The following is a 13,747-nucleotide window of genomic DNA, read 5'->3' on the forward strand; positions in this document are numbered from 1 at the left end:
GAATACCAATTGGGAAAAGGAGGTAATTATGAGACGTATAAATATATTTTTACTGCTTGCCGCCGTTATAATAATGTGTTGTGGCTGCGCTGGTACATCAGAAAATGAAGAAAATGTGAAGGGAATGTCTGAATACCAGAAGGCACAGTTAGATGTGGCGGAGGTGTATGGATTTGGAAAGACTCATGATGGCTATGTATGCATAGGAGAAAATCCTGACGGGGATGCTGTAAAGATGACGCTCACATCACTTGATGGTGAGCCCCGGGAGGAAAAGCTTGACTTAGATTCTATAATATCAGCGGATGAGAAGATATCGGCAGCATATGTTGATGGGGATGGGAGTGTCTATATAGCTTTGAGCAGTGTCACAGGAGATGGTGACATAGAGAGCAGGATCGCCTTAATAACAGGGAATGGAGAAGTCAGACAGTTATCCGAGGGCATTGAGGGAAATGTGACAGCTGTCAGACTGCTTGCTGACGGTTCCGGCTATATCTCAGGCTGCCCGGGCGGTGAGATAAGGTGCTTTTCCATGGACGGCGAAGAGAGATTTGCCATCAAAAATATGGATTACACAGATATATGTGTGGCGGGAGATCGGCTTATGGTTTTAACAGAGAGAAGTCTGTTGTCATATGACATATCCGATGGAAGTGAGGCTGAGACCACCACGTCATTTGATGAGGGAATGGCGGATGGGCTTGCCGAGACATTCAGCGGCAAGGGGATGGATGCGGTGAGCTGCAGAAATGTCATGAAGTATGATGACGCTACTGACTCACTGTATCTCATGCTGAGCACAGGGTTATATGAGTATAAGCTGGAGGATAGGCTGGGGATAAGACTTGCGACATTCAGGGATTCGGATATCGAGTACGACTATGTGGTTGAAAGCAGCGATACATTTGTTGCGATAGCTGGTGACAGGAGCGGAAGAAAGAATGTGGTGGTGTATTCATCTGATCCAAGCTATGCATCAACCGTGGTAGATGAGGAGCCGGATGATAAGACGGTCACACTATATTCGCTCTATTATGCGGAGAGCTATGAAACCTTGATCTCGTGGTATGAGGCATACCATTCGGATATGACTGTGAAGTATGTGTGGGGCGTGGATGACGAGAATGGAATATCTGAGAGCGATGCCATAAGTGCGCTCAATACACAGCTCCTGGCAGGTGAGGGACCAGATGTCATCATCATGGATGGGCTGAATGTTGGAAGCTATGAGGATACCGGAGTTCTCATGGAATTGTCCAAGGTGTATGACGATATACTGCAGGAAAATCCAGATTGCCTGGAAAATGTGTTAAATGCATACAGAAATAGTGATGGTTCGATATACGCAATTCCGGCTATGGAGACATTTACTGCCATTATCGGACCGGAGAATGAGGTCAAGAACGTGACGGATGCCCGGTCGCTTGCAGCATATATAAGCAGTCAGGACAGACCGGAATATGGAAATGACTTGTCATTCTATTACTGGGAGTGCTATTTCGATACGCTGTATCCGGTATATGCATCGGAGATTGTGGATAGTGATGGAAATTACGATGCTGAGATGCTCAGAAAATTTCTGGAGGACTTAAAGCTTCTGTATGACACGGAAATGGAGCGGACGACCCAGGATCAGATCGATGAGTGGACTGCCGAGTGGGGAAGCTACAGCGATCAGGTAAAAAGAGCCATAAACAGTGAATATATGAGTCCGCTGTTTAACAGATCATGGTCTGGCAGAAAGTCAGCATTTGTGAATATGAAAACTATGGGAGAGTCCTGGCGTTTTTATAGTATAAAAGAGGACTATGGGGTGGGAGCAGGCGAGAGCGGAGAAAACACAGATTACGCATACGAAATATGGGGAAATGACAGTGGGAAAGTATTTGTGCCAAACACAGTCATAGCGGTAAATGCCGGTTCAAAGAGCCTGGACAATGCGGTCAGTTTTATGAAGGCTTTGTTCAGCACGGATGTACAGAAAATATATTACGGAGTTGATTGTGGCAATCCGGTAAATATGGAGGGCGTGCGGGAATGGAACAGAGAGGCACAGTCCATGGGAACTCCGGGCGGAAAGATCACGCTGGGCGGAAGTGATTACATGGACTGGTCGTATTGGCGTAAGGAAGAGTATCTTGATGAGTATATAAGAAAACTTAGAGAGCTGGATACTCCGTCAAATCCTGACGCGAGGGTCCGCAGTGTGATAAGGGATAACGCTGCAGACTATCTTGAAAATGGTGAGAGTCTGGACAGTATAGTAGATTCCATCGATAAACTTTTAGGGGTATATCTGAGTGAATAAATTGGTTAGCAGAAGAACAAATGAAACGGTTGGATTTGTGATTCCGGGCTTTGTGGGTGTCCTGATCTTCGTGGTAATTCCGCTGATGGATGTATTCATATCATCCTTTCGTCATGCGGGGCAGGGCGGATTTGCAGGACTGCAGAACTACAGAGCCGTCTGGAGCAATACGGCATTCAGACTGGCGGCGGGCAATTCCCTGAGGTTTGAACTGGTGAGTGTTCCACTGCTCATGGTGATATCGCTGATAGTTGCGATAGAGGTATACGGAATGAAAAGCAACATAGTCAGGTTTGCATTTCTCATTCCACTTGCCATACCGTCAAATTCGTTGGCAGTGGTATGGAAGATATTATTCGCCGATCTCCTTTCGGGAAAGGCTGTCTTCTGGCTTTTTGTAGGTACATTTATATTTAAGAATACAGGATACAACATGCTAATCTGGCTGTCTGGATTGTCAGCGATACCGGAGACTGTGTATGATGCTGCCCGGGTTGACGGAGCCGGAAGATTTACACAGATATTCAGGATCACACTTCCGAATATGAAGAGATCTTTTTTTATCGTAGCCATGTTGTCAGTGGTGAACTCCCTCAAAATATTCAGGGAGCAGTATCTGATGGCGGGTAGTTATCCCGATATGAGTATATACCAGATACAGCACACATTTAACAACTGGTTTGAGAAGCTGGAGATCAGCAAGCTCACAGCGGGAGCGGTTATGACGGCTGTTGTATTTTTCGGGATCATACTTGCCATACGTGCCTTATGTCTGATCGACTGGCATGGGATCTCGGCGAAGTATAACAGAAAAATTTTCCAGAGAGGACGTGGGGGCAAATGAGATATATGGCAGAGGGGATACATTTGTTATTGAAGGTGTTCGTCATAATTGGTGCGGTACTTGCGGTGCTTCCGTTATTGTTTCTGGTAAGTGGTGTATTTATGGGTGAGACAGAGCTTGGGCAGTTATTGTTTTCGGGAACTGACGGCGGAGCTGGATACACTGCGTGGCATATGATACCGCTTTATCCGACATTTCAAAATATCGTGGAGCTGCTGTTTGACACTCCGGAATACTATGTGCTTTTCTGGAACTCGGTGAAGATTGTCGGGGTGGTAATAGCCGGACAGCTTGTGTTCGCTGTGCCGGCGGCATGGGGATTGTCCCGGAGCGGCAGCAGGTGGGCAAAGCTGATATTTGGCCTGTATATGTTCTGCATGATACTTCCATTTCAGGTGACGATGCTGTCACAGTACATAGTGCTAAACAGTCTCAACATGATAAATACCCATTGGGCTATCATTTTGCCGCTGATGTTCTCAACATTTCCGATATTCATTATGTACAGTGCCTTTGAGCAGGTTCCTGATTCTGTGGTTGAGGCGGCGAGGCTGGACGGTGCTGGCAGCTTCAGGATATTTATATATATGGCTGTTCCCATAGCAAAGAGGGGGATCATAGCGGCGGTGATATTGGGATTCCTTGAATATTGGAATGTCGTGGAGCAGCCGGTTGTATTCCTCAAGGACAAATATCTGTGGCCGCTGTCTGTATATCTGCCAAATGTGACCGAGGGAAGCGCGGGGAGAGCGTTTACATTTGCCTTGTTCAGCTGTGTTCCCTCACTGATCGTGTTCTATGTAGGCAGGGTAATTCTGGCGGAGGGAATATCCATAGGCTCTGCCGAGGATTGATGAAGGCTGGTTGTAGGAGAAAAACAGGAGAAGAGTTATGAGGCGATTTTCAGGAAAGCGATTTGAAACAAAGCTATGGGCAGAATGCGGGGTAAAGGCTGTTGGAATATTTATGGCGGTGGTTATTGCCGGCACATTTATGTCGAGATTTGCGAGCAGTGCCCTGACACCGAGGGTCGAGACGGAATATGCGGTGTCTGGGACGGTATCCACGGAGATTTTGCAGGATGTGGTGATAGATGGAGACAAGAAGACGCCGGTGTACGTCTATCCAGGACTTTTGGCCCAGGAGATATATGTGAGTGTCGGGAAAAAGATAGAGCAGGGAGATCCCCTTATGAGGGTGGATGTGGCAGCTGTCAGATCTGAGTATCTTGAGAAGAAGCTCGAACAGAAAAAACTGAAGGAACAATACTGGTACACATGGGGAGACGAGATGGCGGTTATGGATGACAAGATCGCCGTGGTGGATGAACAGATCTCATATCTGGGGAAACTCATGGATGACAATGGTGTTGTCTGTTCGGAGCTTAATGGGCTCATATCGGAGTCCAGAGTTGGAATCGGAAATAAGACTACTGAAGAGGCAGCTTTTGTGATAACAGAGAAGTCGGACAGCTACACCATAAAAATGTCAGTGACTGAGGAGCAGAGACGGTACATAGAAAAGGGGGATAAAGTTACAGTCCAGATGGATGACAGCGGTGTGAATACCGAGGTATCTGCAGTGTACAGTAATGTTGAAAATGGTCAAGGCTATATAGTGGAGGCTGTTGTTCCGGGCGATACATTCGATGTGGGGGACAGCGTGCTGGCAGAGATCTCACATCAGTCTGAAAAGTACGGATCTGTAGTTTCCATGTCAGCAATACACGCTGATGTGTCTGGTTCATACGTGCTTGTCGAGAGACCGAAGGATACTCTTCTGGGGACGGAGTATGTTGCAGAAAAGGTATACGTGACCGTCGGGGATACAAATAATTATGATGCCGGTCTTAAGAAGAGCCCATTCACCGGTGATGATAAGATCATTGTAAGTTCTGACAAGAAAGTGGAAGCCGGTGATACTGTACGTGAAAAATAGGTGGCTTTGTATGAGGAAATTTGTGATCGGTATATTTGTCGGAATTGCGTTGTTGTGGCTGTTTATATGGAATGTAGTAAATGAAATATATATGAGTGGCGGGTATGGTGTCGACAGAAATTATGCATTTGTCACCACAGGGCAGACCATGTACACCAGAATGAAGGATGAGGATTATGTGAAGGGCACGTACAGGATATATCCGGGCGAGACGGTTGGCGGAGATGCTGTATATAAAAAGGTGCAGTCAGATATAGTTGTGGTTGATTTTGCGGTGGAGGATATGTTTTGGGGAGCTGGAGCTCTGAGAAGAAATGATGCAGCTGGATGTATCATAAGCGGGGAGCTTTCGTATACACTGTTTGGAAGTCGCCATACCACCGGTTCCGTCGTGACCGTGCTTGAAAAAGAGTATGTCATCCGTTCTGTCATTGACTCGGAGGAAAGTTTCATGATCGTTCAGGCAGAGCAGGGGCATGGCGGTGACTGGGAGTTTGCCGACAGTAAAATTATAGATGGCATGGTGCTCGATATATCAGATGAAAATTACAGAGGGGAATATGCCGAGGAGGCTGCCGTTCATCATGGTTATGGCAGCAGCTTTTACTATGCCTCGGATTATCTGGATATTCTGCCGGACATAAATCTGCCGTCAAAATGGTCAGATTTTGATTTCTGGAGTGATGCCTCAGATGAACTTGAGGCTATACATGAGCGAAGATTGTATTCTGACAAGGATGTGCTGGAGATATTTTATCACAGATGTGGGCAGCAGCTGAATATGTACAGGCAGCGCAGCGCAATATCCGCACTGTTACTATCTGGCTGGTGCGTGATGGTTCTTGTTAATATCAGAAAAAATTCTAAAAAATCTGCTTAGGGAATTGATGCTTTATGAAACTTGTGTTAAAAATACTAGCAGAAGTTCCCTAAGGAGATGTCATATGATTTACACATATCCGGATTATTATAAGAAATTCAATTGCATAGCGGACAAATATTACACGTACCGAATTATTTTCATCTATAAGATCATCTAATGATGAAGTAACCATTCTTGTCTGGTTTCTATCAATTCCAACAATATATGCCATAATCTATCCTTCTAGATTCAATATCTTGCACTTTAATAATACCATTTATTTGAATTGTTTGACAGTCTGGCGTACGGTGCTGTGAGAGGACGGCGGTTAATTACTGCCGCCTACTCGATTATTGATAATGTAAGCAGTGACCACTAAAACTTAATATTAAACGTAATAAGATTGTAAGATGTGGATGTTAGAATAAAATCGTCAAATAGATCAGACGGCAAATAGATCAGATAAAGAAATGACAGAAAATGAAAAAGAAATGAAAAGGAAGATGTATCATGAATATATTATCAACCCACAATCTTACAAAGACATACGGAACAGGAGACAATGTCGTGCATGCGCTTACAGATGTGTCACTTGATATTGAAGAGGGAAAATTTGTATCTATCATAGGCAGTTCAGGAAGTGGAAAGTCAACACTTCTAAATCTCTTAGGAGGACTCGACAGGCCAACATCGGGGGATGTTATACTGGACGGCAAAGCTATTTTTGAAATGGACGATGAGGCACTTACTATATTCAGAAGACGAAAGATAGGATTTGTCTTCCAGAATTACAATCTGGTGCCAATATTAAATGTGTACGAGAATATAGTGCTTCCGATCGAGCTGGATGGAACGAAGATAGACACTGCGTATGTAGATAAAATTATGGATGTGCTCGGGTTATCGGAAAAGAAATTTTCCATGCCTAACCAGCTGTCAGGAGGCCAGCAGCAGAGGGTTGCGATAGCCAGAGCGCTGGCAGCAAAACCTTCTATCATATTGGCTGATGAACCGACAGGCAATCTGGACAGCAAGACCAGCATGGATGTCATTGCACTGTTAAAGCTGACTGGTAAAGAGTTTGCACAGACGATAGTGATGATCACTCATAATGAAGAGATAGCAACCATGGCAGACCAGATGATACGGATCGAAGATGGCAGGATCTTCTCAGCAGGAGTACCAGATGGGGCAAATGGGGGTGAGAAGGATGCTTAGAAACAATAACCAGGCGGCGGTGAGCAGGATATATCACCGCATGTTAAAGCAGAATAAAGTGCGAAATGTAATTGTTATTTTGGCGATCGTTCTCACAACATTTATGTTCACGGCTGTATTTACATTGGGATTTTCCATAGCTAAAAATCTTAACCAGATGCAGCTCAGACTTCAGGGAACAAGATCTTCTATATATATGGAGCATCCATCTGAAGGTCAGATAAATGATATAAAGTCCTGTCCGTCACTTCTTGCGGCGGGAATACAGATTGATGCACAGACGGTAAGCACGGAGTCAGGCAAGTACAGTTATCTGCTTCAATATTATGATGATACGGAATTTAATGAGAATCTGAAGCCGGCCATAACCAATGTAAATGGCAGCTATCCGAAGGACGAGAATGAGATAATGCTCACAAAGCAGATACTTGACAATATGGGTATTACGTCGCCAAAGGTAGGTCAGAACGTTACTTTGGTGATGGATGGTGAGAGGAAAAATTTTGTGCTCTCAGGCTGGTACACAGGATTTGCCAAGAGCAGCATATGCCTGGTGTCAAAGAAATATGTGGATTCCCAGGGAATAGATATGCAGAAAGATGGACGTGTCAGTATCTCCGCAAAGGAGGGCAAGGGTGACAAACTCCAAGATGAACTTGAGAAAAATGTTACTTTGAGGCAGGACCAGAAGTTTGACGTGAAATATGATGTTCAGTCTGAAAATGGTTCAAACCGTGTTTTTATAGCTATAAGTATAGGCATTATAGCTCTTATGATACTCCTTAGTGGATATCTTCTTATATATAATGTAATGTATATATCTGTTACAAAGGATATAAGATTCTATGGAATGTTGAAGACCATCGGAGCCACGATGTCCCAGATACAGAAGATAGTGAAAAAACAGGCACTATATCTGGCTTGTATAGGAATTCCGATAGGGGTACTCCTTGGAACGGCGGTGTCATTTGGAGTTGTTCCTCTTGCTATGAACATGCTGTCGATAGACAGGGAATCTGCACTTTCATCGGCGGTCAGTTTCAATCCGGGAATATATGTATTCTCCGTGGTATTTGCATTTGCAACTGTATTTATAAGTGCAAGGAAACCGGCAAAATATGCTGGGAAGATATCTGCAATCGATGCTATGAAGTATGCTGGAAATATATCGGGAACAAGATATAAGTCCACCAGTGGAGGAAGACCCTGGAAGATGGCATGGAGGAATGTGTTTCGTGAAAAGAAGAGAAGTATACTTGTGTTTGCATCAATATTCATGGGTTCAGTTACATTTCTGTGTGTGAATACATTTATATCATGCATGGATGCGGACAGTTATATAGAGCACTATATTCACAATGATTATGTGCTATATGGCGACGGAGAATCAGATAACTCTAAGCTTCGGGCGACCATGGCAGACATCGCGGATCAGATGCGAAACATTCCGGGTATGGGTACTGTAGAGGCGAACAGAAGTGCAAAGGTAAGGCTGCCATTTGACGCTGAACTTTATGCACCGTTTATTGAGACCGAGGATGACCCGGAATCTCTTGCGACATTTTATGAGACAACGACCAACAGTGAGGCACAGTATGGGGCACCGCTGATATCTGTCAATTCAGATATGATAAAGCTCTACAACAAAACTGCCAGACAGAAGATTGATATAGATGCATTCGAAAAAGGAGAGGTGTGTCTGATAGGTTATGTAGATTCCATATCAGCGTCGGAGCGGATGACGGATAAGACTCTGACACTTGTAAATGACCAGACGGGCAGGAAGAGACAGATCACAGTTGGTGCAGCCATGATGAGAACAGAGCAGTCAGCAATCACCGCCGGATATTATTGGACACTTGGTGGAGCTCCGGAGGCGATATTTGTGAGTGATGCGGTGATGGGTGATCTGTTCCCGGATGCAGATATCTCATGCATCATTGCGGATGCGGAGAAAGGAAAAGAATCAGAAGTGACACCATATGTACAGCGCATCGTAAAGGAAAATCCAGTCATAGCCGGGAGTGATATCAAGTCGGTGGAGGGTTCGGAATTCAAGAAGTCCATGCTGTCGCTTGAAGTGATAGGCGGCGGAATATCGATCATATTGATACTTATCGGAGTGGTGAATTATATCAATGTCATGATCACCGGTGTATATACGAGAAAACTGGAACTGGCAGTGCTTGAGAGTGTTGGAATGACAAAGAGGCAGATACGTAATATGCTTATGTACGAGGGCATGTTTTATGGTATTATAACAACAGTACTTATTGTGACGCTTGGAAGTCTTATGATGTATGGAGCTGGCCGGCTATGTGTGAATATAGCCGATTATGCAGTATTTCATTATCCGCATGCTCTTGTTGCCGGAGTCGTTGTTGTGCTGTTTGCTATATGCATTGTGGTTCCGGCGATGGTGTTCAGACTTGTGACAAAAGATACGGTGACAAGCCGGCTGAGAGAAGCATCATAGATATTTGGCAGACCGGGAATCATGAAAATGATATGGAATCAGCATGTAATTTGGCAGACCGGGAATCATGAAAATAATATGGAATCAATATGTAATTGATAGGAGAAAGTATGAAACGTATTTTGGTCGTGGAGGATGATGTAATCATATGTGGAGGTGTAAAGCTATTCCTTGAAAAGAGGGGATACGAAGTTGAAACTGCGTACTCATGCAAGGAGGCGGATGGCTGTCTGGAACATGGTTTCGATCTGATATTGCTTGACAGAAACCTTCCCGATGGAAGGGGCCTTGACTATTGCAGAGAACTGAGAAAAAGTACACAGGTCCCGATCATCTTCCTCACGGCAAGAGATACGGAGGCTGATATGATAGAGGGGTTCCGGGCCGGCTGCGATGACTATATAGCGAAGCCGTTTTCCGTGGAACTTCTGTATCAGCGGATAGAGGCAGTCCTTCGAAGAAGTGAAAATGCACTGGATGGGGTAAAGCACGAACGTTTTCATTATGGGGATATGAGTGTTGACTTTGAGCGGATGCAGGTGTACATATCGGATGAACCTGTAAAGCTGTCCGTTACGGAATACAGGATACTCGAACTGCTGATAAAAAATAAGGGGCGCGTTCTCACAAGGGATATGATCATACAGAAGATTTGGGATGACAATGAAAATTATGTGGATGAGAATACGCTGAATGTGCATATCAGAAGACTGCGTCAGAAGATAGAAAAGGATGCCGGCAATCCGGAGTACGTGATCACGGTGTTTGGAATTGGATATACATTTGGCGAGACATAGGCAGGGGTAGATAACAGAGATAATATGGATAAATATATTGAAAACTATGGTAAATATACGAAGAGAGTGAGGATGCTGTATGTATGCTCACTTCTTTTGTTTGTGTTTTTAGCAGTATTTGAGTATGTATGTTCAGGGAAAATATTTGCGGCTATAGGCGCACTGGCGTGTGGTGTAGTTATGTATGTTGTCCTAAAGTTGCTGCAGAAGGCAGATGATGACTTTATTTCGGAGGTCGTGGCAGCTATGTCGGATCTTCAGGACAATCTCTCTGAACTGAAACGGCAGCAGGTATTTCCGGAAAATGAGGACTCGCTGGTATCAAGGCTGCAGAGCAAGGTTGACAAGATAATCGATGCACTGAAACTTCAGAATTCCAGAGAGAGGCTGGAGCATGAGAATATTAAGGGGCTGGTATCGGATCTTTCCCATCAACTGAAGACGCCGATATCGAACCTGAGGATGTACACGGATTTTTTGAAAAATCCGGATATAAGTGATGATGAGCGTACTAGGTACTTGCAAGTCCTTGAACTGGCGGTGGATCGCTTGTCATTTCTCTCGGAGAGTATGATAAAGGTATCCAGACTGGAAAGCGGACTTATCAATCTCGATGTGAAAAGCCAGAGTATAAATGACACTGTGCTGCAGGCAGTGAAAGATGTATATGTGAGTGCGAAAAATGCCGGTATAACTATCAGATATGATGAACAGGTGAAATGTGATATACAGCATGACAGAAGATGGACTGCGGAAGCGTGTTTCAATCTTTTGGATAATGCGATAAAATACGGAAAAACTGGAAGTGAGATAGTCCTGTCGGTCAGAAAACTAGGGCTCACGGTTGAAATCAGTGTGACAGATGAGAATGAACCAATAGGAGAGGATGAGCGTACACATATATTTGAGAGGTTTTACCGTGGCAGAAATTCCGGTGACAAGGACGGTGTTGGAATAGGTCTTTATCTGTCCAGGGAGATCATAGAAAAACAGGGCGGAATGTTGAGTGTTATTCCCCAAAAGGACGGTAACAAGTTCGTGATCGTGCTGCAGAGCCGATGAATGGAATAATGGCATGATTATATATATAAAGGAGTAAATATGATTTACACATACCCGGATTATTATAAGAAATTCAATTGTATAGCGGACAAATGCCCGGACACATGCTGCGGCAAATGGCAGATAGTGATAGATGATGATTCGTTGGAAAAATATGAGGATTATAATGGTGAGTACAGGGATGAGCTGCGCCGTAAGGTAAATTGGAAAGAGGGTGTTTTCAGGCACGGCAGAAGTGGAAAGTGTGCATTTCTGCGGGAAGACATGCTGTGTGACATGTATATACATATGGGCAAGGACAGCCTCTGCACTACATGCAGGGAGTATCCGAGACACACGGAGGAATTCGAGAATGTGCGCGAGGTTTCGTTATCACTTTCATGTCCTGAGGTGGCACGTATACTGATGAACGTCACGGATAAGGTCACATTTGTGACCGAGGAAGACGACGAGGACGAGGTGTTCGATGACTTTGATTATTTCCTGTACTCCAATCTGGAAGATATACGGGAAGAGATACTGAATGTCATTCAGGACAGAAGTGTGGACATACGGAGCAGAATAGAGCGGGTGATTCAGATCGGTGCGTCGGCTCAGAGACATTATGAAGAGGGCGACCTTGTCATGTGGGATGAGTGTGAGGAGCAGGATAAGCCGGAGATCCACGGAGACCATGAAGAGTATATGTTACTTCAGAAGCAGGCTATGTTTCTGCTTGAGGATCTGGAACTGCTGTATGATGACTGGGATGATGTGCTCATAGAGTCCCAGGAGCTTTTGTTTGGACAGGGTGAGGAAGCTTTTGCCGGCAACAGGAAGGGGTTTGATGCATGGTGGAGAAATCACGGTGGGTGTGCCCCTCATATGACATTGGACATATTCCTTGAACAGATCATAGTCTACTTCATATCGATCTACCTTCTCGGCGCAGTGTATGATGGCAATATAGATGGTAAGGTGAATGCCTGCGTCGGACATGCGGTTGAACTCTATATGCTGCTCATGGCTAGATGGCTTAGAAATGGTGAGACTCTGTCGGTGGATGATCTCATAGAACTTTCTTACAGATATTCCAGAGAGATAGAGCATTCGGACGAGAATCTTGAACAGGTTGAGGTGCTTGACTGGTTTAGTATATAAATATAAAAAAGCAAGCATCGTTATATTAGAATCAGATGCTTGCTTTTTACTTTGTAGGGGAATAGTTATATTTTCTCAAGATCCTTATACTGCTCCAGTGCAGGACTCTCGTTGCCTACGTACCAGTAGTCGCAGCAATCCCCGCCAAGAGCCTCGGTCTGTGTACGAATCAGGCGGGCGTGCATGATCTCCGCAAGGTAGTGGTCAGTCCTGCACAGATAAGGGAGCAGGTCCGCATAGCCGTGCTCCTTTGCATGCTTCGCTATAGGACATCCAATCAGATGGAAGCAGAACCCTTCAGTCCTTCCATCCGGGTTGATCTCAACCTTCCAACTATCCATCCATTCGCCTTTTGCCTGGTGTTCCTTCTGCATCCTGTTGAACTTCACATAGGTTTTTTCAAATAACTTATATGGCCAGTTGCTTCTGTTGCCATTCACTATTTTCCCAAGGAATTTCATCTTTTCAGCGGCATCCCGTTTGATGGTGAGAAGAACCTCGCCGTCAAGCCTGTGACCGCTTGCCTCATAGAATGATACGATGGTAAACCAGTCATACATATTGGCAGCCATCATATTCTTGCCGAGATCCGGCATGTCCCTGCGCATGAATTCCCTGTAATATTCATCAGCCTTTTTGAATATATCATCCGCATCGGACGGAAGATTTTCTTTGCAGTATTTTTCGTAAAGCTTTGCATAGCTCGATACTGAATATGCCCGTTTCATCTCATTTACCTCCAATAACCTGATGCCAGCCTAGAATCCGCAGTGGTGGGGCTGACAAATTTAATTTAACTACTGGGTTAGAATACACTAACTTGATAAATTTTATCATATATGTGATGGAAGCACAATTAGTAATTCGGGGGATGGAAAGTATGTTTTTGTAGATGCTGACTGTGAAGGGGGGGAGTATGAGGGTGATTATTATATTATATATGTAACAAAAATATTTTGTGGGAATAATGTATGGATTTCTTAGGCTTAAAATGATATCATAGATAATGAAGGATAATAGGTAATTATCATTTAAAATTATAAAAATAGCGAGGAAAATAATGGCAATATTATCACATGAATATTGGAAAAAATTTATA

Annotated in this window: 12 protein-coding genes; 10 read left to right on the plus strand and 2 right to left on the minus strand. The window is 44.3% G+C overall.

What is annotated here, in order from left to right; translation table 11 throughout:
- Window positions 1–28 precede the first annotated feature (28 nt).
- The 5 genes from ARA78_RS09985 to ARA78_RS10005 are packed head-to-tail and all read left to right on the plus strand — an operon-like array spanning window position 29 to window position 5,973.
- On the plus strand, window positions 29–2,311 hold the full coding sequence (locus ARA78_RS09985; RefSeq protein WP_015533752.1) for an ABC transporter substrate-binding protein: 2,283 nt from the start codon (window positions 29–31) through the stop codon (window positions 2,309–2,311).
- Window positions 2,304–3,155, plus strand: a complete 852-nt coding sequence (locus ARA78_RS09990; protein ID WP_055146586.1) for a carbohydrate ABC transporter permease — start codon at window positions 2,304–2,306, stop codon at window positions 3,153–3,155. Before ARA78_RS09985 ends, ARA78_RS09990 begins: the two co-directional genes overlap by 8 nt.
- Entirely contained in the window at window positions 3,152–4,009 is an 858-nt protein-coding gene (locus ARA78_RS09995; protein ID WP_015533753.1) for a carbohydrate ABC transporter permease, read from the plus strand. The genes ARA78_RS09990 and ARA78_RS09995 overlap by 4 nt, the downstream gene beginning before the upstream one ends.
- 37 nt (window positions 4,010–4,046) lie before the next feature.
- Window positions 4,047–5,093, plus strand: coding sequence for a hypothetical protein (locus tag ARA78_RS10000; protein WP_022217322.1), 1,047 nt, complete (start codon window positions 4,047–4,049; stop codon window positions 5,091–5,093).
- Window positions 5,094–5,103: 10 nt separating this feature from the next.
- Window positions 5,104–5,973, plus strand: coding sequence for a hypothetical protein (locus ARA78_RS10005; RefSeq protein ID WP_015533755.1), 870 nt, complete (start codon window positions 5,104–5,106; stop codon window positions 5,971–5,973).
- Window positions 5,974–6,022: 49 nt separating this feature from the next.
- Here the strand turns inward: ARA78_RS10005 and ARA78_RS13910 are convergent, their stop codons facing one another.
- Entirely contained in the window at window positions 6,023–6,187 is a 165-nt protein-coding gene (locus tag ARA78_RS13910) for a hypothetical protein (RefSeq protein ID WP_015533756.1), read from the minus strand.
- A 278-nt stretch (window positions 6,188–6,465) separates the two neighbouring features.
- Here ARA78_RS13910 and ARA78_RS10010 point away from each other — a divergent pair, with 278 nt between their 5' ends.
- The 5 genes from ARA78_RS10010 (at window position 6,466) to fliB (ending at window position 12,648) form a co-directional block, all read left to right on the plus strand.
- Window positions 6,466–7,173, plus strand: coding sequence for an ABC transporter ATP-binding protein (locus ARA78_RS10010; protein ID WP_015533757.1), 708 nt, complete (start codon window positions 6,466–6,468; stop codon window positions 7,171–7,173).
- The gene (locus tag ARA78_RS10015; protein ID WP_242849710.1) at window positions 7,112–9,649 is read left to right on the plus strand and encodes an ABC transporter permease; all 2,538 of its coding nucleotides are present in this window, start codon (window positions 7,112–7,114) and stop codon (window positions 9,647–9,649) included. The genes ARA78_RS10010 and ARA78_RS10015 overlap by 62 nt, the downstream gene beginning before the upstream one ends.
- Window positions 9,650–9,759: 110 nt before the next feature.
- Window positions 9,760–10,446: a response regulator transcription factor gene (locus ARA78_RS10020; protein ID WP_055146577.1), complete on the plus strand. Its 687-nt coding sequence runs from the start codon at window positions 9,760–9,762 to the stop codon at window positions 10,444–10,446.
- 24 nt (window positions 10,447–10,470) lie between these two features.
- Complete coding sequence (locus tag ARA78_RS10025) at window positions 10,471–11,508, plus strand: sensor histidine kinase (RefSeq protein WP_055280468.1); 1,038 nt, start codon at window positions 10,471–10,473, stop codon at window positions 11,506–11,508.
- 39 nt (window positions 11,509–11,547) lie between these two features.
- The gene (fliB, locus tag ARA78_RS10030; RefSeq protein WP_055280469.1) at window positions 11,548–12,648 is read left to right on the plus strand and encodes a flagellin lysine-N-methylase; all 1,101 of its coding nucleotides are present in this window, start codon (window positions 11,548–11,550) and stop codon (window positions 12,646–12,648) included.
- A gap of 65 nt (window positions 12,649–12,713) precedes the next feature.
- Here fliB and ARA78_RS10035 read toward each other — a convergent pair whose 3' ends face one another.
- Entirely contained in the window at window positions 12,714–13,376 is a 663-nt protein-coding gene (locus tag ARA78_RS10035) for an L-2-amino-thiazoline-4-carboxylic acid hydrolase (protein ID WP_055273777.1), read from the minus strand.
- Between the last annotated feature and the right edge of the window lie 371 nt (window positions 13,377–13,747).

The organism is Coprococcus eutactus (genome assembly GCF_001404675.1).
Lineage (GTDB): Bacteria > Bacillota > Clostridia > Lachnospirales > Lachnospiraceae > Coprococcus > Coprococcus aceti.